Origin of the sequence: Mammaliicoccus sp. J-M41, from assembly GCF_022385935.1 — a bacterium.
Classification (GTDB): domain Bacteria; phylum Bacillota; class Bacilli; order Staphylococcales; family Staphylococcaceae; genus Mammaliicoccus; species Mammaliicoccus sciuri_A.
On record NZ_JAJNIR010000035.1, the window covers coordinates 1 to 26,572 of the forward strand.

23 protein-coding genes and 2 pseudogenes are annotated in these 26,572 nt (G+C 31.9%); 10 read left to right on the top strand and 15 right to left on the bottom strand.

Going from position 1 to position 26,572, the window contains the following annotated elements; translation table 11 throughout:
- Window positions 1-72 precede the first annotated feature (72 nt).
- The 4 genes from LQ686_RS11405 to LQ686_RS14290 form a co-directional block, all read right to left on the bottom strand.
- The gene (locus tag LQ686_RS11405) at window positions 73-291 is read right to left on the bottom strand and encodes a hypothetical protein (protein WP_142397555.1); all 219 of its coding nucleotides are present in this window, start codon (window positions 289-291) and stop codon (window positions 73-75) included.
- A gap of 213 nt (window positions 292-504) precedes the next feature.
- On the bottom strand, window positions 505-1,374 hold the full coding sequence (locus LQ686_RS11410) for an alpha/beta hydrolase (protein ID WP_232152121.1): 870 nt from the start codon (window positions 1,372-1,374) through the stop codon (window positions 505-507).
- A 210-nt stretch (window positions 1,375-1,584) separates the two neighbouring features.
- The gene (locus LQ686_RS11415; protein WP_338418244.1) at window positions 1,585-2,754 is read right to left on the bottom strand and encodes a DHA2 family efflux MFS transporter permease subunit; all 1,170 of its coding nucleotides are present in this window, start codon (window positions 2,752-2,754) and stop codon (window positions 1,585-1,587) included.
- An 86-nt stretch (window positions 2,755-2,840) separates the two neighbouring features.
- Window positions 2,841-2,987 carry a hypothetical protein gene (locus LQ686_RS14290; protein WP_311405109.1) on the bottom strand — a complete coding sequence of 49 codons (147 nt, stop codon included), beginning with the start codon at window positions 2,985-2,987 and terminating at the stop codon, window positions 2,841-2,843.
- Between the two features lie 220 nt (window positions 2,988-3,207).
- On the opposite strand from LQ686_RS14290, the gene LQ686_RS11420 reads away from it, so the two are divergent.
- Entirely contained in the window at window positions 3,208-4,188 is a 981-nt protein-coding gene (locus tag LQ686_RS11420; protein ID WP_107565669.1) for a tRNA dihydrouridine synthase, read from the top strand.
- 101 nt (window positions 4,189-4,289) lie between these two features.
- Here the strand turns inward: LQ686_RS11420 and LQ686_RS11425 are convergent, their stop codons facing one another.
- Window positions 4,290-5,330 carry an NAD(P)-dependent alcohol dehydrogenase gene (locus tag LQ686_RS11425; protein ID WP_239733340.1) on the bottom strand — a complete coding sequence of 347 codons (1,041 nt, stop codon included), beginning with the start codon at window positions 5,328-5,330 and terminating at the stop codon, window positions 4,290-4,292.
- Between the two features lie 309 nt (window positions 5,331-5,639).
- Between LQ686_RS11425 and LQ686_RS11430 the strand changes: the two genes are divergently transcribed.
- The gene (locus LQ686_RS11430; RefSeq protein WP_239733334.1) at window positions 5,640-7,127 is read left to right on the top strand and encodes a fibronectin-binding protein FnbA; all 1,488 of its coding nucleotides are present in this window, start codon (window positions 5,640-5,642) and stop codon (window positions 7,125-7,127) included.
- 182 nt (window positions 7,128-7,309) lie between these two features.
- On the opposite strand, the gene LQ686_RS11435 is transcribed toward LQ686_RS11430, so the two are convergent.
- On the bottom strand, window positions 7,310-8,227 hold the full coding sequence (locus LQ686_RS11435; protein WP_232188817.1) for a hypothetical protein: 918 nt from the start codon (window positions 8,225-8,227) through the stop codon (window positions 7,310-7,312).
- 131 nt (window positions 8,228-8,358) lie between these two features.
- Window positions 8,359-8,868, bottom strand: a complete 510-nt coding sequence (locus LQ686_RS11440) for a phage tail protein (protein WP_232188818.1) — start codon at window positions 8,866-8,868, stop codon at window positions 8,359-8,361.
- A gap of 353 nt (window positions 8,869-9,221) precedes the next feature.
- On the opposite strand from LQ686_RS11440, the gene LQ686_RS11445 reads away from it, so the two are divergent.
- The 5 genes from LQ686_RS11445 to chrA all read left to right on the top strand — a co-directional run bounded on the left by LQ686_RS11445 (window position 9,222) and on the right by chrA (window position 15,667).
- Window positions 9,222-12,239: a YhgE/Pip domain-containing protein gene (locus tag LQ686_RS11445; RefSeq protein WP_239733336.1), complete on the top strand. Its 3,018-nt coding sequence runs from the start codon at window positions 9,222-9,224 to the stop codon at window positions 12,237-12,239.
- Window positions 12,240-12,453: 214 nt separating this feature from the next.
- Window positions 12,454-12,768, top strand: a complete 315-nt coding sequence (locus tag LQ686_RS11450) for an ArsR/SmtB family transcription factor (RefSeq protein ID WP_107565666.1) — start codon at window positions 12,454-12,456, stop codon at window positions 12,766-12,768.
- Entirely contained in the window at window positions 12,768-14,057 is a 1,290-nt protein-coding gene (gene arsB / locus LQ686_RS11455) for an arsenite efflux transporter membrane subunit ArsB (RefSeq protein ID WP_119495404.1), read from the top strand. Before LQ686_RS11450 ends, arsB begins: the two co-directional genes overlap by 1 nt.
- A gap of 17 nt (window positions 14,058-14,074) precedes the next feature.
- A complete protein-coding gene (arsC, locus tag LQ686_RS11460) occupies window positions 14,075-14,467 on the top strand; it encodes an arsenate reductase (thioredoxin) (protein ID WP_064205291.1) in 393 nt (130 codons plus the stop codon).
- Between the two features lie 36 nt (window positions 14,468-14,503).
- Window positions 14,504-15,667, top strand: a complete 1,164-nt coding sequence (gene chrA, locus LQ686_RS11465) for a chromate efflux transporter (protein WP_064205292.1) — start codon at window positions 14,504-14,506, stop codon at window positions 15,665-15,667.
- Between the two features lie 356 nt (window positions 15,668-16,023).
- Here chrA and cstB read toward each other — a convergent pair whose 3' ends face one another.
- Both cstB and cstA read right to left on the bottom strand, forming a co-directional pair.
- Complete coding sequence (gene cstB, locus LQ686_RS11470) at window positions 16,024-17,358, bottom strand: persulfide dioxygenase-sulfurtransferase CstB (protein WP_198052372.1); 1,335 nt, start codon at window positions 17,356-17,358, stop codon at window positions 16,024-16,026.
- A gap of 28 nt (window positions 17,359-17,386) precedes the next feature.
- Window positions 17,387-18,427 carry a persulfide response sulfurtransferase CstA gene (gene cstA / locus LQ686_RS11475; RefSeq protein ID WP_239733337.1) on the bottom strand — a complete coding sequence of 347 codons (1,041 nt, stop codon included), beginning with the start codon at window positions 18,425-18,427 and terminating at the stop codon, window positions 17,387-17,389.
- A 78-nt stretch (window positions 18,428-18,505) separates the two neighbouring features.
- Here cstA and cstR point away from each other — a divergent pair, with 78 nt between their 5' ends.
- The gene (gene cstR / locus LQ686_RS11480) at window positions 18,506-18,766 is read left to right on the top strand and encodes a persulfide-sensing transcriptional repressor CstR (protein WP_019468539.1); all 261 of its coding nucleotides are present in this window, start codon (window positions 18,506-18,508) and stop codon (window positions 18,764-18,766) included.
- Window positions 18,766-19,521: a sulfite exporter TauE/SafE family protein gene (locus tag LQ686_RS11485; RefSeq protein WP_107634384.1), complete on the top strand. Its 756-nt coding sequence runs from the start codon at window positions 18,766-18,768 to the stop codon at window positions 19,519-19,521. Before cstR ends, LQ686_RS11485 begins: the two co-directional genes overlap by 1 nt.
- Window positions 19,522-20,976: 1,455 nt before the next feature.
- Here LQ686_RS11485 and isaB read toward each other — a convergent pair.
- From isaB to LQ686_RS11500, 4 genes and pseudogenes are all read right to left on the bottom strand, one after another.
- Window positions 20,977-21,447, bottom strand: a pseudogene (gene isaB, locus LQ686_RS11490) (immunodominant staphylococcal antigen IsaB family protein).
- 381 nt (window positions 21,448-21,828) lie between these two features.
- A pseudogene (locus LQ686_RS14295) lies at window positions 21,829-21,973 on the bottom strand (NADP-dependent oxidoreductase); the annotation flags it as partial.
- Window positions 21,974-22,018: 45 nt separating this feature from the next.
- On the bottom strand, window positions 22,019-22,684 hold the full coding sequence (locus LQ686_RS11495; RefSeq protein WP_239705906.1) for an SDR family oxidoreductase: 666 nt from the start codon (window positions 22,682-22,684) through the stop codon (window positions 22,019-22,021).
- A gap of 21 nt (window positions 22,685-22,705) precedes the next feature.
- The gene (locus LQ686_RS11500) at window positions 22,706-23,389 is read right to left on the bottom strand and encodes a type 1 glutamine amidotransferase domain-containing protein (RefSeq protein ID WP_239733338.1); all 684 of its coding nucleotides are present in this window, start codon (window positions 23,387-23,389) and stop codon (window positions 22,706-22,708) included.
- 77 nt (window positions 23,390-23,466) lie between these two features.
- On the opposite strand from LQ686_RS11500, the gene LQ686_RS11505 reads away from it, so the two are divergent.
- On the top strand, window positions 23,467-23,814 hold the full coding sequence (locus LQ686_RS11505; RefSeq protein ID WP_239706555.1) for a MerR family transcriptional regulator: 348 nt from the start codon (window positions 23,467-23,469) through the stop codon (window positions 23,812-23,814).
- A 508-nt stretch (window positions 23,815-24,322) separates the two neighbouring features.
- On the opposite strand, the gene LQ686_RS11510 is transcribed toward LQ686_RS11505, so the two are convergent.
- A complete protein-coding gene (locus LQ686_RS11510) occupies window positions 24,323-25,939 on the bottom strand; it encodes a poly(glycerol-phosphate) alpha-glucosyltransferase (protein ID WP_071562374.1) in 1,617 nt (538 codons plus the stop codon).
- 141 nt (window positions 25,940-26,080) lie between these two features.
- Window positions 26,081-26,572, bottom strand: a 492-nt coding sequence (locus LQ686_RS11515) for an LPXTG cell wall anchor domain-containing protein (RefSeq protein WP_239733339.1), incomplete at its 5' end; no start/stop codon positions are given.

The following is a 26,572-nucleotide window of genomic DNA, read 5'->3' on the forward strand; positions in this document are numbered from 1 at the left end:
TCCTTGTTAAATTGTTTATATCTGAAATAGTTCATACAGAAGACTCCTTTTTGTTAAAATTATACTATAAATTCAACTTTGCAACAGAACCAATAAATTCATTCGATTTACCAACATATTTCTCCAATAATAAATTTCATAATCTTTAGCGAAATCGAAAACTGATCCTGTTCTTTCATAATCAAATGAAAGATTTTCTAATATTGATTTATTAAAAGGAATTTGAGCATACAAATATTTCATATTAGCAGATTCAATATGTTGTAACGGTTGATAATTTATTGTCATCAAAAAAACACTCCTTTAATATATTAATCTGTGCTTCAAAACCTCCAATTTACAAAGGATACTATACACATTATATTATATAGCGCAAAAGATAATTATATAACAATAAAAATCCAAAAAATTAATTTGGTTATTAATCTATTGAAGCAAAAAAATAGCAAAGCATCCTACTATTGTAGATTGCTTCGTTATTCGCTATTCCATAATGATTAAAACCTACCTCCCCCAAAGAAACTCCACTATCTCATTCGCGACTTGTTTGTTTTCGTGTAGTTCGCTGTGCTGGGCTGTTTTGCCTTCGTGTTTGGATTCTTTATAGCTTTTTGGGCTATTTCCTAGTAAATATTTCAATGACTTTGATGAGCTGTTGGATACGTGGCCGTCTGAGTTGGTGCCGTCTTGTAAGTCACCATATTTGTTTAATACTTCTATTTCTTGTCCTTTATAGATGTCTTTCAATTGTTGTAGGTCTGGATATGGTGGGTTCATGCGACTTGGTTTACCGCTTCTATCCACACTAATTTCATTTACTTGTTCATTCATATTTAATACACCATTAAACGTACCGGCAATGTTCACTTCTTTATTCAACTGAGGTAATGTTTCATCATCCCCGTATTTCAACATATATTTAGCGAATGATAAATTCCCCATTGAATGTCCGACAAAGTTAAATTTCTTAATACCGTATTCACTTTGTAATTTCGCTAGTACGTTTTTAAACCATTCTGCATTCAGATCCAGATCGCCTTGTTTATTATTTTCTAGTTCTATTTGTACAATAGGATTAGTCGCATCTTTTTTAAGTTTGCCTTTTAATTCAACTTCTCCATCTTCAGATACATATGCTGTGATGACTTCTTTTGTGACGCCTTTTTTCTTTGCTTGTTGAACCATATATTTCTCAGAGTTCGCACTTCCTGCATAACCATGGAGAAATAATGTCGGTATTTGACTATTTATATAAGTTGAGTCTGTTGGTTTAACTGTTGTTGAATGATGTTCGTTAGATGGTTTCGTCATAATCATAATTCCAACGATCATTAGAATAATGATACCCAACCCCAAAATCCATAACTTCTTCAATACGATAACCTCAATTCTGTGATTTTGATTTAAGTATAAAGTATGTTTACATAAATTTCCTTATGAAGCAATTCATTTTCTTATGTATTACTTATAACCCCCCCGCAAGGGTCAGTCTGAGGGTTGTCTGATATCACACTGCTCGACCTATAAAAATAAGCATATCACTTTCAAACTGAGGTTGTCAGTTCAGTGATATGCTTTATTTCGTTATACTTCTTTATAGCCTTTTTTAGATGTTGGGTTGATAATCGCAAATATTAATCTAAGTATTGCTACGATACAGATAACAACATATGCGACGCGTACGCCGTGTACTAATCCTTCTATTCCATATTTATGTGGGTTTAAGATTGCTGTGTTCATAACTGTTACTAATATCGCTGAACCCATTGCTGCGCCGACTTGTCTCATTGTATTATTCATTGATGTTCCATGTGGTACTAATTCACGTGATAAATTGTTTAACGCAGCTGTTGTTAATGGATTGAAGACCATCGCATTTGCAGCAAGTGAGATGGCAAAGAATATTGTGACATAAGCGAATGATGTGTTTGCATCGAGTTGTGTGAAAGCAAATGATGTAATCACGACAATTGAAACGCCTATGATGGATAATAACTTACCACCGTATTTATCAAATATTTTACCTGTGAAAGGTGAAAGTATACCTGTTATAATCCCACCTGGCATGAGTGCTAATCCTGACATCAATGGTGAATAACCGTGTAGATTCTGTAAGTAGAATGACAATACTGTTTGACTTCCTATAAATGAAACAAAAACGATACAAACGATAATCATATTGATCGTAAAGGATTTATAGGTGAAGACGCGAACGTTAAGAAACGGCTCATTCATACTTAATTGTTTCACGATAAACATTGTTAAGATGACAATACCTGCAATGATCATTGAATACACTAAAGGATGATGCCATCCTAAATTACCCGCTTCACTAAAGCCAAATAGCAATGCCGCAAAGCCTAATGTCGATAGTGTGACTGATAGTTTATTAAGCTTCGGTTTCGTAACATCTGTTACATTCTTAACGAACTTCATCGCAAATAATAAATCTACAATAGCTACAACTAATAGAATGTAGAATATTACTTTCCAACTGTATTGAGATACGACCCAACCTGATAATGTTGGACCGATTGCTGGTGCGAAACCGACGACTAATCCAAACATCCCCATTGCTTGTCCTCTTTTATCTACTAGATAAACAAGGATTAACACTGTTTGCATTAAAGGCATCATAATACCAGCACCCATAGCTTGAACTGCACGTCCTGCGAGTATAACGGTGAATTGATCCGTTATAACACAAATAATAGAACCTACTCTACTATAAAGAATGTTAAAGCTGCAAAGTATAACGTTCTAGTTGTAAATCGCTGTGTTAAATATGCCGTAATCGGAATCATAATACCGTTCACTAACATAAATATAGACGTCAGCCATTATACTGTACTACTCGTTAAATGCATTTCTTTCATAATACTTGGTAAGGCTGTAGTCATGAGTGTCTGGTTCAAAATGGCCACAAATGACCCTACCATCAAAATCATAATAAGCAAAGTCTTATCCCGGTGTTTCAACTCTTCCACGACGACATCTCCTCGAAATCTTTCTCTAATATCATCATGTTATACAAAGCCACACGAGAAAGTCAAAATGCATGCTTTAAGTATTAAAATGTTTAAATGTTATGACAAGTAATCTGAATTAAAATGAGTAAATATCCTTTTGTATAAGTTGCACTTTTATGGTAATATCATCATGGATAAATATTTAATAAATTAATAAATAAGAAGGTTAAAATATATTATGAAAGAAAATTTTTGGAGTGAATTGCCACGTCCATTTTTTATTTTGGCACCTATGGAAGACGTTACGGATATCGTCTTTCGTCACGTAGTCAGTGAAGCAGCGAGACCAGATGTCTTTTTCACTGAGTTTACAAATACGGAAAGTTTTTGTCACCCTGAAGGCATACACAGTGTTCGCGGACGCTTAACTTTCAGTGAAGATGAACAACCTATCGTCGCACACATATGGGGCGACAAGCCAGATCATTTCCGAGAAATGAGTATCGGAATGGCAGAAATGGGCTTTAAAGGTATTGATTTGAATATGGGCTGTCCTGTAGCAAATGTTGCAGGCAAAGGTAAAGGTTCTGGCTTAATACTAAGACCTGAACGTGCCGCTGAAATTATTCAAGCAGCAAAAGCTGGTGGTCTACCGGTAAGTGTTAAGACACGCCTTGGATATTATGACATAGAAGAATGGAGAGATTGGTTAAAGCATGTCTTCGAACAAGATATCGCAAACTTATCTATTCATCTTCGTACGCGTAAAGAAATGAGTAAAGTAGATGCACACTGGGAATTAATCGAAGCGATCAAGAATTTGCGTGACGAAATCGCACCAAATACATTGTTAACGATAAACGGTGATATTCCTGATAGACAGACAGGTCTTGAACTTGCTGAAAAATACGGCATCGATGGTGTTATGATTGGTAGAGGTATCTTCAATAATCCATTTGCATTTGAGAAAGAGCCTCGTGACCATACAAGTAAAGAACTATTAGACCTACTCAGATTACATCTCACATTATTCGACAAATACGCAACTAGTGAAACAAGACAATTCAAAAGCTTACGTAGATTCTTCAAAATTTACGTCCGCAGCATGAGAGGCGCTAGCGAATTAAGACATCAATTAATGAGTACAGAAACAACAGATGAAGTACGCGCATTACTAGATGAATTCGAAGCCCAAATGGAAGACGTCGTTGAATCTTAAAGTGAATCAATAAATCATCCCCTGTTAACGTTATCGTTAGCAGGGGATTTTTTGTTAGATAAAACAAAAAAGTGCCCATCATATGGACACTTTTTTCGTTATTACATTGTGCTTGTATCTATTACGAAACGATATTTAACGTCTGAAGATAAGACTCTTTCATATGCTTCGTCTATTTGATCTGCTGAAATTAGTTCGATTTGTGGTCTAATGTTATGTTCTGAACAGAAGTCTAACATTTCTTGTGTTTCTCTTATACCACCAATTGCTGAACCTGCAAATGATCTACGGTGACCAATTAAGTTTGATACGCGTAATGATACGGGTTCTGCTGGTACTCCTACGTTTACAAGTGTACCGTCTAATCTTAATAATTGAAGATAATCATCTATTGGTAAGTTAGCACTTACGGTATTAATGATTAAATCAAATGAGTTCGCAAGTTCTTCAAATGTTAACTCATCACTTGTTGCATAATAATGAGAAGCGCCTAATTTTAAGCCGTCTTCTTTTTTATTTAATGTACGTGATAATACTGTTACATCAGCGCCCATTGCATGTGCAATTTGAACAGCCATATGACCAAGTCCACCCATACCGATAACAGCTACATTTTTACCTTCATAAGCTTTCCAGTGATTTAAAGGTGAATACGTTGTAATACCTGCACAAAGTAAAGGTGCCGCTTCATCTAAAGGAATATTATCTGGAATACGTAGTACGAAATCTTCATGTACGACGATATGTGTTGAATAACCACCTTGAGTAGGTTCACCATATCTGTCAGTACCTGCATATGTACCAACCATTCCTTTTACGCAGTATTGTTCTTCGCCATTTTGACAATGTTCACATTCGCCGCATGAATCAACCATACAACCAACACCAACACGGTCATCTACTTGATATTTACTCACATCAGAACCAACTTCTTTAACAATACCCGCAATCTCATGACCCGGTACTAAAGGATAATTCACTGGTCCCCATTCTCCATGTGCAGTGTGAATATCTGAATGGCATATCCCTGCATATTTAATTTCTATCAAAATATCATGTTTATCTAAATCTCTTCTCGTAATTTCTGTCGCAAAAAAATTAGAATCCGGACTACTTACTGCTCTCGCTTTAGCATTTAGCATCATAAATTCCTCCGTTACTTACTGGATAGAATACAGTCATTCGTATTCTTCTTTGATAATATTAGACTCGTGTGTAAGCATCGTCAATTTATATGACTTACGCACTTTATTGCATATTATGCATCGTTTTGAATATTAAAAAATATTTTAAAACAAAAATGTTTGTTATATGTATAAACTTTATTTTTCAATATTTTGTAAGCAGTGACATATTTATGAAAATATCTATTGTTTTATTAATATCCGCGAGGTATAAATGTATTGGATAGATGTAATATGTAACACTTTAGGGGATGGAGATGAATTTTAATGCAAAGGAACACTTATCAAAGATTTTCATTAAGGAAGTTCAAAATCGGGACGGGATCTATTTTATTGGGAACTTTATTAGTCATGGGTATTCAACATGAAGCACAAGCGAGTGAAAATAGCGCAGTAGAAACAGACAATACAAACATCAATAGTGAAACTACACAACCAGAAACGACTAATGAAATGAGCGAGAACACAGACGTTACAACAAATGAAGCAAGTGAGACACCTGAATATAATAATGATGAAGCCACTTCTTATGCTGCAAAGCAATATCCTGATCAAGACACAAATTCTATTGCAGTAGAGAATGATGCTGATGCTAAAAAGGACACTGATAAAGATGGCGCTTTGACGTATTTCAAAGAGCAAAATGGTTATGTGCCTGAACAAACACAAACTGTTAAAAACGGCGTGAAAACAAGCGAGCATTGTACAGCTGATGAAGTGACAACTAAATATACAAATAAGGTTAATCTTAATGCTAAAAGTGTTATGGATACAAATTTAGATGATTATTCTAACAATGGATACCAAGAAAAAGTGAAAAATCCAAATAACCATCCAAATGCAACTGATGCTCATAATTATGGCCCAGGAAATTTAGAAGTTCAACATTGGCAAAGTGGTCCAAATGACGCAACAACAGCACAACATTGGAGAATTGTCTTTGCGACTGACTATGCAATTGATAATGCTGTTATGCGCGTGAAGTTACCTTATTATAATGTCACAACTTCAGATGCGTCTGATTGGTTAGTCAATAGATATTATCCTGCTGTTTCAAAGGATGGTAAGAGTTCTTATACAAATATCATTACACCTGAAAACATCACATTTGATGGTAATATCGCAATCATTAACTTAGGTAATGTAGTAGCAAATAGTGCTTACGGTATTGTATTTAATAAACAATTTGATACAACACAAGAATTTGAATTTAGTGTCGTACCGCTTACTACAAGTGTCAATGTTAGTGGAGAGTGGAACGAAGAAGATTTACGCCGACAATTAGAACTAAAAAAAGAATCTATGCGAGCACAAGGTATGTCTGAAGAAGAGATTAATAAAGCAGAATTAGACTATATCAAATCAAGTTTAACACCTAAACAAGTAGAATATATCAACGAAGTATGTGAAATTCCAGATAAGACGGATAATCCTAACAACCCAGATAATCCGAACAACCCGGACAATCCTAGCAACCCAGATAATCCGAGCAATCCTGATAATCCGAGCAACATGGATAAAACAGGCAATTCGAATCATGTTGTCCCAGTTAAATCAGACAACTCAGTTAACTCAAACAACATAGTGAAACTAAATAATCATAAACAAACGTACGCTACTAAAGATACATATAAATTACCAGATACAGGTGAATCTAAAGTAGAACATACTACATTATTTGGCACACTTATCGCTATGTTAGGATCAGCATTCCTATTATTTAGACGCAAACAAACATCAGAAGATAAAGAATAATTATAATAAAATACACGATTAAAGCTACACAAAATAACAGAGCATCTCTCAATAATTGAGGGATGCTCTGTTTGTATATTTTATCGATTATGTTTGAGTATAAACGCTCTTGGATTTCCGTATATTGATTCTCCTCCAGCAAATAAATGATTGTATTTGTTTACTTACTTTACCTATTTCATCTATTTTCTATTATCAACTTTATTGAATAGTGTATTACTTAAAAATGCTAATACTAATGCTAAGTACGTAGAGATAAAGATTTTACAAACTAAGCTAAACACAATCTCATTTGTATTTATATCTTTAGTTTCATGTGTTTTTGATAATTCAATGCCACTTCCTTGAGATAAATTATCTAGTCCATAAGATATTAAAATTGCAAAAGTATTTAATACATTCTCGGATCCGTTTATATTTAAAACTCCTTCATTGGCTTTTAAATTTAGATTTTTACTTTCATAAATCATGAAGCCATATCCTATATAAGTGAACATAATTACACATACAAATCCAATATTTAAATAACAACAAAGCAAATGCCATAACTTGAATTTACTACTCTTTTCACTGTAATAAAGCGATATAGATATATATAATGATAGAATTAGTATAGTCATAGTTATATAGAAAATTGGCAAACTTATGTTTTGATGTTCTAAATCTATAAGAAAAAATTTAATCGCTATTACAATCTCTATTAATGGAATATATAATTGCCCTATAATTACTTTTTCGAATCTCCCTTCTTTCTTTAAAAAGCCCAAAAAAGCTAAAGCAATAATAATCAAGATAATCTCTATTAAGATAAACCTAAGTAAATCATTTAATCTAAAGTTAATTAATATGAAAATTAAAAAGACAGAGATTATAAAATTGAATTTCTTCCAAGAATTTATTATGAAAAATTTTTCAAAAACTAGTTTTGCTAAAATTTTCAGGTTATTAATTCTAGTAAAATCTCTTAAGTTTATTTCTATTTTTAATAACCCAATCTTCTCTTTTAGTTGGGTATAGCGATATTGAAATTTATCTTTTAGTCTATATATATTTATAATAAGAACAAATATTAAAAATAAGATTATTAAAATGTTTAACAATATTTAACACTCCTCCTTCCATAACCTATTTGAGTTTATTTTATACATTTATTAAATTTCGTTATTCTTATATCTACTCTCTTTATTACTTATAAAAAATTCGGCATATTTATTAGCATATATTGATTTTTTTATTCTAATGTTTCATAAAAAACATCTATAAACTCTTTAAACTCCGATTTTATATTGCTAATCATTTCTTTTGAGCTGCTTATAATATCTATTACATCGTTACTAATATAGATTATATTTTGCTCATTATAGAATATGATATAAGGTTCAATCATACCTTTTTGGATGTATAAACAATAATTAATGATTTCATCATTTTTTAAGTTCTCTGTAGTTACCATTATATATTCTTCATTTGAAGCGTGTACTTCTTCTTTCCAGTTTGTAATATTGAAGAAACGACCAAATCGTGTTTTTTCTCTAAATTTAACAGGATATTTATACTCTGATAAAAACGAACACTTTGTTTTAATTTGATTGGTAAATAATTGATTAATAATATTGGAAAGTTGCTTCTTGTTTACGTGTTCTACATCAAAACGTACTCTATTTTCATTAGATGCTTGAAAAAAAGGTGTTTCACTTTCTAGATCAAAATTTATCTTCATTTCTTCGAGGTTAATAATCATTTTTAATCTCCTATTCACTTTCTATTAATGCAACAATATAAAATATTATTCCTATTATCTAATATTTCACATATGGATTCAATTACCATTAGACAATTTGAACACCCTCTTTCAATGCAGACATGACATCTGCAGTCTTGGAAAGAGGGCTTTTTTGTCAACATCCAAAAATAGAAATATTTTCTATTTTAATATACTGATATAGCTATAACATGCTATTTTAGTCATATTTTAGTCTTTATAAATATACTGATATAACAAATTGGGATTGAATTGATTTTGAACATAGGGTATGATAGCGGTATTGATATTTATAGTACATGTCATGTACTAATGGATAAGGAGTTAAGATTTTGAAGAAACCATTTGAAATTTTTATTGAAGATATTAAAAATATCAGACGTGTGCCGTTTGTGATTATATTATTATTAGGTCTTTCTATTTTGCCATCATTCTATGCGTGGTTTAATTTAAGTTCTACGTGGGATCCTTACAACAATACGCAAGGTATTAAAATTGCGGTCGTGAATGAAGATAAGGGTGCTAAGGTTGAAGGTAAGGATATTAACGTAGGTGACCAATTAGTTGAACAATTGAAGAAGAACGATAAGTTTGGATGGGAATTTGTGAATCGTAAGAAGGCTGACGATGGTGTTGAAAAAGGTGATTATTATGCCTCGATATATTTACATAAGACTTTTTCTGATGAAGTCACAAGTATCTATCATAAGAAACCTAAGAAAGCCGTTATTGATTACAAAGTAAACGAGAAATTAAATGCGATTGCACCTAAAATGACAAACGCTGGTGCATCATCCATTGTAGATTCTTTAAATAAAGAGTTTGGCGAGAATGCAACGAAAGCATTATTAAAAGAAGCAAACCAAGTTGGTTTAGATCTTGAAAATGAATTACCTACTTTAAGTAAAATTAAAAATGCTGTCTATACTGCTGAAGACAATCTTCCTAAAATAGAAGAGTTCAAAGAGAAAGTAATAGAAATTGATGAACACCAAGATGACATTACAAAGTATAAAGATGAATTCGAAGCGCTAGGAAATTACAAAGGCGACATTAATGAAGGCGTTAAGAAAATAAATGAAGTAAACAGTAAAATGGGTGATATTAACCAAGCAGCTCAATTAATTACGAAATTGAATGCTCAAATGCCTGAAATCGAAAGTGCATTAGCAAAAGCGAATAAAGTACAACAACAATTTCCTAAAATCAATAAAGGTGTGCCTCAAGGTATTGAAGCAACCGAAAAAGCATTAGCAGCTATCAATAAAGCAGAACAATATTTACCTGAATTAAATCGTAAATTAGATCAGTATGAAGCAGATGCTAAAAAAGCTCAGGAAAAAACTGAAAAAGCGAACGAAAAATTGAAATCAGAAGCTGAGAAAGACAAGAAAGATACTAAAGATAACGAAGCGAAACCTGAACAAAGTACAGAAGAACCTCAGCAGTCGTCAGAAGAAAACAAAGCAGACAATCAGACTGACCAAAATGCTGAAGAACAAGAAAGTGATAAAGAACAAGCAGACACTTCTAAAGAAGAAACAGAAGAAAAACCATCAACTGAAGAACAAGAGAAAGATAATAATATCGTAACAACGCAACAAGCTTATGAAGAAGAAAATGATAATAACGAAAATAATGACCAAGCTTCTAAAAACGTATTAACTGATCAAGAATTAAATGAAATGAAATCTGCACTGAGCGAATCTTTAACAGCACTCGCAGACTATAGTAACGAACAAGCAACTATGAACAAAAAAGATTTAGAAAGCATGCAAGCCATTAATCAAAGTATCTTAATGAGTCAAGACAGTAAACAACTTACAGACACTGTGAAAAACAATCAATCACGCTTACAACAAGGTGTCGCTTTTAATGATTCTATGATTGATATTTTAAAGGAACTTCAGAAATCTGAAGGTATTGATACTTCATCAGCCATTTCACAATTTGAATCAGCTAACAAAGATTTGCAAAGTGTTATAAATGGTCAAAGCAATCTGATTAATGCTTTAAATAACGGTAAATCTGGTAAAGAAGAAGTCTTAGCATTAGATAAATTAATAGATTCTAATCTCGTATCTTTAGACAATTTATTAAAATATACGAGCAGTGATTTTAAGACGACTTTAATGGAAGGCGTTAATCAAATCGATCAAGCGTTAACTAAAGGTATCGATGATATCTCGAAGATTAGAAGTTCTATGAACATGATAGATAATGTAATTCAAACTGGGAAAAGTTCCTTACAAAATGGTCATGATTTATTAGTCAGCATTAACAATGAATTACCAGAACTTGAAAGAAAGTTTAATAACATTAATGAAGTAGCTCAAACAAACTTCCCTAAATTTAAAGAGCAAGTTGGTAAAGGTGCTTATTACGTTGAAAATGAACTACCAAATGTTCAATCAGAAGTTAAAAAGCTCGCACAGTTCTCAAATAATGATTTACCAACAATGATTGATAAATACGATCGTGCTGTTCAATTAATAGACGATAACTTACCAGAAGCTCAAAAAGAAATTCATGACTTAGCAGAATTTGCGCGAAATGATTTACCAAGTATTGAAGAAGATATTAAGAAAGCAGCGAAGAAAGTTAGAGAAATAGATAAAGATGATACAGTTCACGAGCTGATTAAATTATTGAAAAATGATTTAAAGAAACAAGCTGATATTATCGCACACCCAATAGAATTAAAAGAAGAATCGTTATTTAGTGTGCCAAACTATGGAACAGCAAGTACACCATTCTATACATCTTTAGCCATTTGGGTAGGCGCTTTACTATTATCTAACTTATTAACAACAGATATTAAAAATCAAGAAATTAAACAGAAATATTCATTGCGAGAAACATTCGTTGGAAAGAGCTTTATATTCATCATAATAGGTGTCATACAGTCGATTATCGTGTCACTAGGAGATATGTTTATTTTAGGCGCAGCTATTGATAATAGATTATTATTTATACTATTATCCGTACTCGTTTCAATCGTATTTATAAGCATTGTCTATACATTAGTGTCCCTATTCGGCAACGTAGGTAAAGCATTAGCAATTGTCATTATGGTACTACAAATAGCAGGCGGAGGCGGAACATTCCCAATACAAGTCACACCAAAATTCTTCCAAGCCATACATCCATATTTGCCGTTTACTTATGCCGTAGATGCTTTAAGAGAAGCGGTTGGAGGCGTCGTACCAGAAATACTCATATACAATCTCATTTGTCTTGTATTATTCGGCGTTGTCATATTCACAATAGGATTTATCGTTAAACCAATCCTCGACCCATGGAAAAAGAAAACAATCAAACGCGCCGAAGACAGTTACTTAATGGAATAATCAAATCATATAAAAAATAACCGGTCGATTCGTAGCAGTGAGCTACAGGATCGGCCGGTTTTTTGGTTGGTTGTAGAGCGAATGATGCCACTCCACTTAACAGATAGTCAGACTGCATTTTTCTCATTCTCCAATACTATAGATCCACGGAATAAATAATATAGACAATCATCTATATAGATGTTAATCTATATAGCGAAAGGGAGGTATGGTTATGTCTTATCAAGAACTATCTACTATATTAAAAGTTTTATCTGATCCAAGCAGGTTAGAAATAATAGATTTACTTTCATGTGGTGAACTATGTGCTTGTGACTTACTTGAACATTTTCAATTTTCACAACCTACCCTAAGTCATCATATGAAGTCATTAGTCGATAAGCAATTAGTTCTTTCACGAAAAGAAGGTAATAAACATATGTATCGACTTAATCATGAAATTTTAGATGATGTTAATCACAATTTAAATCTTATTAATACATCTAATGAACGATGTGTATGTAAAAGTATGAAACAAGGTGAGTGTTGATGACAATATTAGCAATTGTGATTTTTCTTTTAACTTTACTCTTTGTGATATGGCAACCGAAAGGTTTAGATATTGGTATTACAGCTTTAATTGGAGCTGTCGTTGCGATTATTACAGGGGTCGTAAGTTTTTCAGATGTAATAGAAGTAACAGGGATTGTTTGGAATGCTACTTTAACCTTTGTAGCTGTTATTCTTATTTCATTAATATTAGATGAAATTGGATTTTTTGAATGGTCCGCGATACATATGGTCAAAGCGTCAAACGGTAACGGCTTAAAAATGTTTGTTTTTATTATGTTATTAGGGTCAGTTGTAGCAGCATTTTTTGCAAATGATGGGGCTGCTTTAATCTTAACGCCTATTGTATTAGCGATGGTAAGGAATCTAGGATTTAATAAAAAAGTGATTTTTCCTTTTATAATTGCCAGTGGTTTCATCGCTGATACGACATCACTACCTTTAATTGTAAGTAACTTAGTGAATATTGTTTCTGCAGATTACTTTAATATTGGATTTATTGAATATTTTAGTCGAATGATTATACCTAATATATTCTCTCTAATTGCCAGTATTCTCGTCTTATGGGTATATTTCAGAACATCCATACCTAAAACGTTCGATACAGAAAACCTATCAGATCCTAAAAGTGCAATTAAAGATCCTAAATTATTTAAGATTTCTTGGGTAGTATTAGCCGTACTACTCGTTGGATATCTTGTTAGTGAGTTTATCCAAATTCCTGTATCAATTATTGCTGGTATTATCGCTTTTATCTTTGTTCTGTTAGCTCATAAATCTAAAGCAGTTCATACAAAACAAGTCATTAAAGGCGCGCCGTGGAATATCGTTTTGTTCTCCATTGGTATGTACTTAGTTGTATTTGGATTGAAAAATGTAGGAATCACAACTATTTTAGCTGATGTATTATCCAATATTTCAAGTCTTGGATTATTCAGTAGTGTTATGGGCATGGGCTTTATATCAGCATTTTTATCTTCCATTATGAATAATATGCCTACTGTATTAATAGATGCAATCGCAATTGGCCAATCTAGTGCTACAGGTATATTAAAAGAAGGTATGATTTATGCGAATGTTATAGGTTCTGATTTAGGCCCTAAAATTACGCCAATTGGTTCGTTAGCTACATTATTGTGGCTTCATGTTTTAACACAAAAAGGAGTAAAAATTTCTTGGGGAACATACTTTAAAACTGGAATTATCATTACTATTCCAGTCCTATTTGTAACACTCTTAGGTTTATACCTTACACTAATTATATTTTAAGAAAAGAGGCTTTAATTATGGATAAGAAAACAATTTATTTTATATGTACAGGAAACTCTTGTCGTAGCCAAATGGCTGAAGGTTGGGGAAAGGAAATATTGGGTGAAGATTGGAATGTCTATTCTGCTGGTATTGAAACGCATGGTGTTAATCCTAAAGCAATAGAAGCTATGAAAGAAGTAGATATTGATATATCAAACCATACGTCAGACTTGATTGATAATGATATTTTAAAACAATCAGATTTGGTCGTAACGTTATGTAGTGATGCAGACGATAATTGTCCTATTTTACCACCAAACGTTAAAAAAGAGCATTGGGGTTTTGAGGATCCAGCAGGTAAAGAATGGTCAGAATTCCAACGTGTTAGAGATGAAATTGGCAAAAAAATTAAAGAATTTAATAGCTAAGTAAAAAATTAATCAACTAAATACAAGGAGTTTTTTATGTATAAATATATAAATATATTTTTTGTTGCATTAAAACTTGGATTACTATCATTTGGAGGACCAACTGCCCACTTAGGTTATTTTTATGATGAGTATGTTAAGAAAAGAAAATGGCTTGATGAAAAAGAATACTCAGATTTAGTAGCGCTATGCCAGTTTTTACCTGGACCTGCAAGCAGCCAAGTTGGTATTGGTATAGGAACTATTAGAGGAGGAATTCTGGGAGGAATTATTTCTTTTATTGGTTTTACACTTCCTTCTGTGATTATACTTATGGTTTTTTCAGCATTAATTATTAACAATGATTCTAGTTTAACTTGGATGCAAGGATTAAAACTAGTAGCTGTTGCCATTGTTGCCCAAGCCGTAATAGGTATGGGGAAAAAATTAACTAATACTAAAAGTACCATTACATTGGCATTATTTGTTCTTATATTATCTCTAACAATCGATAATCTTTATATTCAAGTAATCGCATTATCTATTACTGGTATATATGGCCTTATCTTTTTAAAAGAAACCTCTACAGATAAAAATTATTTAAGAGTGAAGACATTTAAATTACCTAAAATGTTAGGTTTTATTTCAATTTCATTATTTTTTTTACTATTAACTGTATTGCCTATAGTTAGTTCTATGACGAATAATTTATGGCTTAGAATGTTCGATAGTTTTTATAGATCTGGTTCTTTAGTGTTTGGAGGTGGTCATGTCGTATTACCTTTATTAGAAAATGAGTTTGTACCACAAGGTTTAATATCACCTGATAGCTTCATAACGGGTTATGCTGCTGCTCAAGCTGTACCTGGACCATTATTTACGTTCGCTTCATATATTGGCATGTCTATAGAAGGTATTGGAGGAGGAATTTTGGCTACTGTCGCTATATTCCTACCAGCATTTCTATTATTATTTGGAGTGTTACCATTTTGGGATAATATTAAATCTAACACTTATGCTGAAGGTTTTTTAAAAGGTATAAGCGCGGGTGTAGTAGGTATTCTTATCGCTGCATTTTATAATCCGATTTGGGCTTCAACTATTAAATCAGAATTAGATTTTGTTCTAGCTAGCTCATTATTCGTATTCCTGGTTTATTATAAATTACCTTCCTGGTCTATTGTGCTAATAGGCATTATAATAGGTATAATGTTTTACTAATCTTTCTCGTTCATAATCAAAGAATAAATTTTATAAGTATAGTTATTAAAGTAACCATTATAAATTAAAATAATTGATTTCGTGTAATTATAGTAGCTTATCTCAATGTAAAAGATAGTAAAAACCATTAATTATGTAGTGAGCCCAAAAAGTAAAACTTATTGGGCTCACTACATTTCCACTAGAAAGGGGTTTATATTAATTTTATAAATCTATTGCTATTATGACTAATTAGGAATCATATCTATATTTCTTTTAAACTTCTATTTATTCTAAATAATCTTGGTGGTATTATAATATCTGATTGTCTTACAATAACAATTTGATAGGATTACTCACTTTTCCACATCTTTAAATTATTTTAATGATTCTGGGAAATCTTGATAGCCTTCTCTAATATTCACGACATTTTCATAGCCTTTGTTTTCTAATATACCCACTGCTATTGAACTTCTAACACCTGACTGACAATGTACATATATTTTATCTTCTTTATTAAATGGAATATTTTCATTTAATAATTTACCATGCGGAATATTGACTGCTTGATCTAAGTGCCCATTATTCCACTCTTCATCATTACGTACGTCAAGTATATATTCTTCTTTACCAGTCATATCAACGCTATGGATGGATTGGGTTAAAATTTCTGATTTTGGTAAACGATAACCTGCTACATTATCAAAGCCAATTAATTGTAAAGTATGTGTTGCTTGCTCAACGGTAGATTTATCACCAATTAAATCTATACTGTTTTCATAGTCTAAATACCAACCGATTTGGTTAATGAAGTTTTTGTTGTAAGGAATATTGATTGTACCTTCAGTATGACCGCCATGAAAGGCTTCTTTACTACGAAGATCAAAGGCTATTCTTACATTATCTAAACTAGGAAAAACGTTGTATGGTTGATACATGTTCATACCAAACTGATTAATTTTTTTCATCTGTGCAAAGTGATGGGGTGGCGCTGGTTGATTTGATGTTAACGTTTCAACAAATTTAGATTCATCTGTCACATTAAATGCCCAGTTATTTATTTTTTCGTAACCTAGCGTAGACATTGGTATAGCACCTAATGCTTTACCACATGGGCTGCCAGCACCGTGTCCAGGCCATATTTGAATATAATCTGGTAAATCTTTAACACCTTCTATAGAATGATACATCTGTTTTGCACCAATCTCTGTAGTACCTTCCATTTGTACTGATTTTTCTAGTAAATCAGGTCTACCGATATCACCAACAAAAATAAAGTCACCACTAAATAAACCCATTGGAACACTTGAGCCGCCACCTTCATCTGTGAGTAAGAAACTAATACTCTCTGGGGTATGACCAGGTGTATGCAAGACTTCTAATTTAATATTACCTACTTGAATAATATCTTGATTTTTAACAAAATTTGTATGTTCCGGCATATTTTTATAACTTAATTGATCATCACCTTCGCCAGATACATATATATTGGCGTTTAAACGTTCTGCCACGTCCCGAATTCCAGAAACAAAATCAGCGTGAATATGTGTTTCTGCAGCTTGTGTAATTTTAAAACCTTCGCTATCTGCAACTTCCATATATTTTGTTAAATCACGAACAGGATCAATTACTATTGCCTCTCCTGTACGTTGACAGCCAACTAAATAAGATGCTTGAGATAAATGATTATTGTAAAATTGTTTGAAAAACATGATAAAACTCCTTTTTTAATAGATTTAATTAGATGAATAAATTATGATTCGCATTTTCTGTATCACCAATATAAGTACCTACTCCACCGTACTCAACTTCGACTCTGAGCTCTTCTTTCTGAATTCCCATAACATCCATGCTCATCGTGCAAGCGATTAATTTGATATCTTGTTCGATAGCTTGATTGATAAGCGATGGTAATGAATCAACATTTTTCTTCTTCATTACATAGCGCATCATGATATTACCTAAACCAAACATATTCATTTTAGAAAGCGGCATGCGTAAAGGTGTTTTCGGCAACATCCAATCAAACATTTTTGCAATGCCTTTCTTTTTAACGTTAACTGTTTGCTCTTTTTTTAACGCGTTAAGTCCCCAAAAAGTAAAGAAGATAGTTACATCTCTTCCTGCAGCTCTAGCGCCATTTGCAATAATCATTGCTGCCACTGCTTTGTCTAACTCTCCACTAAATAGTACAATTGTCGTACCTTTAGTAGTATGATTCACTTGTAAGTCTTTTGGTTTTTCTTTTTGAATGATAGCATTAATTCCATTATTACTTTCATCAAGTTTAACTAACGTATGTCCTGTTTGTTTCACCCAGCTTTTAATATCGCTAAGGAATCCAGTATCTGTTACTGTAACTTCAATTTGCTCCCCTACTTCAATGTTTTTCATTTCTTTACTGATATTTACAATTGGGCCTGGACATTGAAGACCACTATAGTTAAATTGTTTACGCTCTGCTTTAATTTCTACATTTGTATTTTCTTCTTGTGCATCGTGATTATTATTTTGTTCTTCATAAGCATTATAGCCACCGTTTAAATTTACAGCATCATAGCCTTGTTTAGCTAAATATTCACTTGCTTTGGTGCTTCTATTACCACTTTTACAGTGAATATAATAGGTTTTGTTTTTATCTTTATTGAACGATTCAATCTTATCTACAGGATGTAATGTCGCACCATTTATGTGTGCTAGCTCATATTCTTCTTCTGTTCTTACGTCAATCAGTTGACCTTGTGCACCTAATTTTTCTAATTCTTGTTTACAGCATGTCAAATACCCAGTGGGGTATTTGACATTTTTGGTTCTATCTATTATTATGACTTTATTCAATTAAAAATGGAGGGAATAACTATGCATTATGATAAAAAAATGATTAATCGTATTAATAGAATACAAGGTCAACTCAATGGAGTTATTAAAATGATGGAAGAAGAAAAAGATTGTAAAGATGTCATTACTCAAATCAGTGCATCAAAAAGTTCAATCCAACGTTTGATGGGGATTATCATTAGTGAAAATTTAATAGAATGTGTAAAGGCAGCAGAGGATAATGGTGAAAATTCTGAAGAATTGATTAATGAAGCCGTTAACTTATTGGTAAAAAGTAAATAATGGATATTTCAACTGTTATTATGATGTTACTTATAGGTGTATTCGGAGGCTTTATTTCGGGTCTAGTAGGTATCGGTGGTGCTATCATTATTTATCCAGCTATTTTATTATTACCGCCACTATTTGGTGTTCCTGCATACAGTGCATACATCGCTTCAGGACTTACTTCCAGTCAAGTCTTTTTCAGTACTTTAAGTGGGTCATTAAAAGCGCGAAAAAAAACAGAATTCTCCCCACCATTAGTTATTTATATGAGTGGAGGTATGATTACAGGGAGCGTGTTAGGCGCACTCCTAGCAAATTTATTTAATGCTGAATTTGTAAATGCAATATATATTATCATTGCTTTAATCGCATTAATTTTAATGTTTATTAACCTAAAACCGAATTTAAATCAGTCTTCCTTTAACAAACCATTATTAGTTATGGTTGGTCTTTTCGTTGGTATCATTTCAGGTATAGTTGGCGCAGGCGGCGCTTTTATTATTATTCCTATATTGCTAGTTTTATTCAAATTACCAATGAATACGGTAGTTGCTAATAGTATAGTAATTGCTTTTATATCTTCAATTGGCGCCTTTATCATTAAACTTATACAAGGTTACATTCCTTTAGAAGATGCGTTATTTTTAATAATAGGGAGTATTATTTTCGCTCCGTTAGGTTTAAAATTAGGTAAAAAGGTCCCTAGTTTTGTACAAAAGTGGATCATCAGTATTTTAATCATTGTTGCAATTATTCAACTTATCTTTTAATCAATGAAATTTGTCAGGCAACTCCTGATATTTATAATTATACACACCAAAAATTAGGTATTAGTATCACAAAATAGCATTCAATAACTATGGGTATCGTAAAGGGATTAGAAAAGAGAAACATAAAATCAATAATAAAGAATTCGATTATTCAAAAGACCTTTGTGACATTGTATCAAAAAAACAAAAAGCCTATCATTATCTATTTAAATCTTAGTGATAAAGTACAAGAATTAAATCGCTTTACAAGTGTCTTGTTTATTATTTAACCTAAACTGAAAATCCACCCAATTAAACTTTAAATTGGGTGGATTTTCAGGATTATTTATTATATGGCTCTGCTTATCGGGTAGTGATGCGGTTTTTAAATATCAATATTCAGATTTTCTCTCAATATAATTTCTAACATAAAATCAAAACTATATATTTTTAGTTAAATAATCAAAATTATATATTATTTCATCAAGTTCTTTCGACTTATTAATTACTTTATAATGTTTGTTATTCTTAAACATATCATCTATTTTAATTAAGTAATAGTTAGTCATTTTTCTATATTCTGGTTTCACAATTATATATCCATTTTTTTCATTTAATATAATATCTTTCTAATTCATGTTCACTAATGCGAGTTATGACACTATCAACAGGGATTTTCAATACAAAAACTGCTCTTAAAACATACCAAATCAATATTATAGTATTAAAAATCATTAAAATCCTATTAAGTAAAATCGATCCATCACTTAAATATACATACGTACCATTATTAATGAGAACTAGAGCAAGAAAGTAATAAATCCAATACTTAGTTAATATTAATAAAAAAATGCTAGTTAATCTGTTAATTGCAGATATGTAATTAATTGAATTTTTAGTCCCATCAATATATTCTGCATCCGGTGGGACAAATCTATTCATATTAAGATTATCAAAAATTATTGATATGATAATAATTAAAAAGAAAATTATTAATGAGCATAATATTAAATGATTATATATTAGAGAAAATGTTTGTAAGATTTTAATTTTTAAATCTTCATCTAAAAAACTTATTAATCTATCAATTGGAATATTTAAATACCATACAATAAGTAAAATACCAAATATCACATAATGTAATGGTATTGAATACCTTTCTTCAATATCCTTTTTAAATTATTAAATACAAAGATTGGTTTTACAATACGAGAATCTTTATATTTAAAATCATGTTCTCAATGACTCCAAAATTTTTGCAATTTGAAATTTTATTTTTAAAACCTTCAAAAATCCTTCACTTATGATAACTTTCTGCGTATCGGTTAATGATGCGGTTTTTTATATTGTTTTATCGTCAATCTTAAACATGTAAAATAACTTTTGAATTAAATGCAGTATAAATTAATTTAGGGAGCGAGACTACGATTCAAAATGAATTTTATCCCACTTCTCATACATGCTTAGTATCTCATTTTATTCACTAATGATTTGTCCTTTGATGACATAATCCTTTTGGTTAACAAAAAATCTCACATCTTTATCTTCAATTTTATAGATATATTCTTTACCTCAGGCTGATGTAGATGTATACTTTGCTTCAACGTAATGATTCAAAAATTCTTTTTTGCTCACTGACTTACGGTCTAATAAGAAGAAAACACCATTCGCTTTATGTTTAGAAACCCCGTAATATGTTGGATCGTATAAGTCTTTATTATTTTTAGTAATCTTGTAATTATTAATCTTGAAGTTAACAGCTTTTAGAGATGTTTTAAATTTCTTATCTAGAATAAAGTTACTTTGATGTGCTGTCTAACCTCTATAATTAAAAGAAGGTTTCACAGATTCTTGTGCATGTGCTTGAGTGACATTAAATAATTCGGGCGTTACAGAAAAGCTCAAAACTAAACTACTATCTAAAATAAATTTAGAAACTTTTTTCATAAAAACCCTCCTCATATTTGTCTTACAGGCCACATTATTACATTAATATTACAATGCCACAAAATAATTATATAAAAATATAAATTTTTTACTTCTTTTTACATTCATACACGCAATTTAACTTTTGATTTTCTTAGTTTAGAGACTTATCACTATAGACAAATTACAAAGTAAATGTTTGATATAATCATAATTAAATAAAGAGCGCATATACATTGCCATGCCCCATGTTGAGAATCATTTGATATACATTGATTTTAAGTGTAAATATAAAAAAATCGCTTGGAACAAAACGTAATGTTCCAGGCGTTGCTATGATAAGTCTTATAATAGTTTCGCGAGTGCGAACATGACAAATTGTAATTGCTCATCCACTTAGCAAGGTTGAATATTGCTTTTTGTATCATTCATTCTACCTCTCATGTAAGGATCTATAGATAAATAAATGGAGTCTACTTGAACTTCACCTACTTAAGGTTCTCGTGCTTCTATTGTTTCAAATCTAAATACAACGGTCTTGAGGGATACCTTATGGTAGTTTTGCAAGTACAACTTGTTGATTATTCATTTATTATTCCTCCAGATATTTAGTCGTTGCGTCTGGTAATGACAAATCACCATTGATGATTTGGAATTCGTGACCTTGTAATGCTTCATCAGTTAATACAGAAACAAGCACTTCTGCTACATCTTCTCTTGTAATAGACGGATTTTGTACATTTTCAAATTGCGCACTCATATTGAATTGTTGCGTTTCATGTTCGTTTGTTAAAGCGCCTAGATGCACAATGGTATATTTTAAATTTGCATGTCTTAAGTAGTCATCCGCATAATGTTTAGCAATGGTATATGGTTTCAAGTCGCCTGACGCATCAAAAGCTTCTCGACGTGAGTCGTACGTTGATACCATAACAAAGTGTTGACGACCGACGTGTTCACTTGCTTTAATTGCTTTCACTGCACCGTCTAAATCTACTATGATTGTTTGATCGTCACCTGTCCTTCCACCAGAACCGACGGAAAAAAGGATTTGATCATACGGTTTAAATAATTCTATTAATTCATCAATAGATTGTTTTGCAACATCAATGTAAGTTGCATCAATACCATCTGCTTTTAAAACTTCAACTTGTTCTTCTTTTCTAACACCGGCAGTAAAGTCAACGTTTCGTGCTTTGAGTTTGCGTACGAGATGTTGACCAACGCCACCATGAGCGCCAATTATTAATGATTTCATGTGTATCGCTCCTTTTTAAAATTATTGATTAGCTAAGATTTTTAAAGCATGTTCAGCAACTGCATGTCCTGATTGAGGATTTTGACCAGTGACAATGCGACCATCTACGACTGCGAAATTACTCCAGTCATCCTCTTTTTTAAAATGTGCACCGTTACTAATAAATTCGTCTTCTAATAAATATGGCTTGTATTCAGTTGTACCATTTGCTTGTTCTTCACTATTTGTAAAACCAGTCACGTCTTTATGACGAACGAGGTAATCGCCATTTTCTTTAATGTCGAGTAGACCAGCCGCACCATGACATACAGAAGAGAGAACGCCTTGGTTATTGTAAATACTTAACGCAATGTCGTTAAGTTCTTTGTTATTTCTAAAATCCCAAATCGCACCATGTCCACCTGCAAAGTAAATGGCTTGATAGTCGCTAGGATTAACCTCTTTTGGAGATAATGTTTGTCCAAATTTATTCATATAATCATGATCCGTGTAGTATTCCCAGTCCTCATCTCCCATCATTTCAGGGTTAAGACTGATAGGATCAAGAGGCACATATCCACCGTTCGGACTTACGAAATCAACATCATAACCTGCGTCATAGAAATCTTTCGCAAAGTGTGTAACCTCTGAGAACCACGCACCCGTAGGTCTGTCTAAATTATCGTATTTCGCAATGTTTGTTACAACAATTAAAGCCTTTTTCATTGTCTTTCCTCCTCATTCATGTTTGTATAGATTACAATATCAGTTAAACCTTGGTTTAAGAGAAAGGATATGCTTATATGAAACAATATTACATTGAATATGTCTCAGATTATTGCAATATACCTAAAAGCAAACTGCGTTATTACGAGAAAAAGAATATCTTGAAACACATCGACAGAGATAGCAATAACAAGCGTTTATACACAGACGACGATATCGAAATGATTAAATTTATCCAGTGCCTAAGCAATTTGAATATGCCATTAAAAGAAATACGAAAAAACACAGACATGCTTTATCAAAACAAAATAGATGTCTCAAGCGTTTTACGCGCACACCTAGAATTCTTGAATGAACAACGGAATTTGGTCAGTAAACATATCGACTTAATTGAACAAAAATTACAAACTGCCATGACCGAGTGACGAGGGAAAGGTATATGTGAATTAAAATAACGATGCTAACAAGTCATAGACTATACACAAATCTAATCCTATTATATGTAAATCATGCTCCACTATTAAGTGAATGTACAGAAAATAGAAATTATATCAGAGAAATTCGAAGATATGTTTGGCAAGATGATTTTGATATAATAGAAGATTTAAGGCTTATAGATTCAATTAAAAAACATATAAACTAAGGGGGCAAACAGTAAAAACACGATTTGGTGATGCAAAAGAACAGCATAGTAAGAGATGGGCAAGATATAAAGGTAGTAAAAAAGTTCCATAGACACCACCGCTTATTTGCGCTGCCATAAATCATAAAAAGTTGGCAATGTATCTCGTTAAAGAGCCACAAATAGCTATGATAAAACGTAATTTAATCATGATTTTAGTGAAAATTATTAGTTTATACTAAAAACAAACTGAACTTATAAATTTAAGTTCAGTTTGTCCATAGTCTGAAATGAGGCATATGTCTCTTTTTTTATACTTTATAAACATTTTTTCTAAACACTTCTTGATATTGAACATACCCTGATAAATAGTGTTCAATATCATCAATTCTTACTCTATAGCCATGATGTTTAATGAAGAATGAATTCACAATGCGTGCTGGATTTTTGAAATACATAGCAATTTCAGGATAAAAGTAGCCTGTTCTTTCATAATCAGCTCTTAAATGTATAGTATTAATAAATTTTTCTTCATCTAAATAAGTTTCAACAAGTTCAACATAGCCTGTCTTTTTAGCTTTTTCTACTAAGTGATACGTCGCCATTAACATTTCTAAAAATGTTGGGAATGTCGTTTCCCTTTGTTGCATATAATCTAAATAACTCGATACGTTCTGAATGCCAAATTTATAATATTTCTCTTGTGGATCAATTTGTACTAATTCATTTGTACAATATCCTAACCAGTGATCATGATACTTCCAATATTTTTTCTCTATAAACATTTCAAATAACATTTTGATTGTATTCAACCATTCTTCATTATGATCAATTTGATAAAGTCTTAATAATGCTAAAGCAGCTTCACCATCATAATATACAATTCTGAATTGTTCTTTTATCGTTAAATCAGGATAATTTAATACGTGAATCGTTTGTTGTTGATCATCAATCATCGTCAATATCCCTTTTGCAACTTTCTGTGCAGCTTCTAAATATTGATTTTTCTCAGGTACATGCTTTAAATATTCACAAATCGCGAAGATAAATGCAGCATTTTGACCTAATTTTATTTCATTCATACCTTCTGTATCATCAAATATATATCCTGCGCCATCAACTTCATATAAATAATGCTTGATTAAATAATCAATCGCCTTTTCTACAATTGTGACATCTTCATTTAAATAACTCAGACCTTCTATTAATGCATATGTTGAAGATGAATGACGTAAATTATTATAAAATCCTATTTCTTTATCGAAATGTGGAAAATAACCATAAATATACTTTCCGTTATCTTGAATTTGATTTTTCAAAAAGTGAGTACTTGTCTCAATTAGTCGATCGATTTCTTCATTAATATTATCAATTTTTCTTAGACCTTTACGATATCCCTTTTCTTCTAATTCAATAAGTTGATCTTTTTCAATAAAATAGCTTTTCGTGTAGAACTTATAAACATCTTCATTTTCATAATTACGATGTGTGAAATATTTTCTTATTCTTTTGTATTTTTTAATATAGTTGTTAATATTCTTCTCAGACATGAAAAGCTCTTTACTATTAGGTTCTGGTCTTATAAATGCATTGGTATTAATTTCTTCAGGTAAGAATGCTAACTCCCAATTATTATCTAATGAAAAGCCATATTCTACATAATTTCTACGAGTATGAGTTAAATCATGCTTTAATTGTTCATATTTAATTTTTTCAATTGATGTAACGAAATCTATTTTGATCCATTCAGCATTTTTACCAGTATTTTTTCGAAATGATTCGATATATTTTTTAATATTTCGTTCAGCATTATTAGCTTTAAACATTTTTACTATAGCCTTTTGGGAAGGATGACCAACACTAACAAATATTTTTTCTACATCAGAATTACTATTGAATAAATTCTTTAGTTGATTAGATATCTCCATACATTACATACCTTTCTGTATTAACTTTTATAAAAATAAGCCTAAATCTGTTTTATTAATGAAAATTATGAAACTACCCTAAAAATCATAGAGGCTGGGACAAAAAATTTGCCCCAGCCATAAAATTTCATTTATATAATTCTAGTTATTTTCTTTGTTGTCTTTTTTGCGACGACCAAGTAAGAATAATGATCCAATTCCAGCAAATAAACCGCCGAATAAAGCACCGTTATTTATTGGTTGTTCACCAGTGTCTGGTAATTTCTTATCATTATTTGATTTATCATGATCATCTGTAGTTGCAGCTTTTGCAATGCCGTTTCCACCATTGTTGTTTGAATCAGTTGAACCCATTCCCATATCTGAATCAGAGTCTGCATCTGAATCTGAGTCTGCGTCTGAATCACTGTCTGCATCTGAATCTGAGTCTGCATCTGAGTCAGAATCCGCATCTGAGTCAGAGTCTGAGTCAGAATCTGCATCTGAGTCTGCGTCTGAATCAGAGTCTGCGTCTGAATCAGAGTCTGCATCTGAGTCAGAATCCGCATCTGAATCTGAGTCTGCGTCTGAATCAGAGTCTGCGTCTGAGTCAGAATCTGCATCTGAGTCTGCGTCTGAATCAGAGTCTGCATC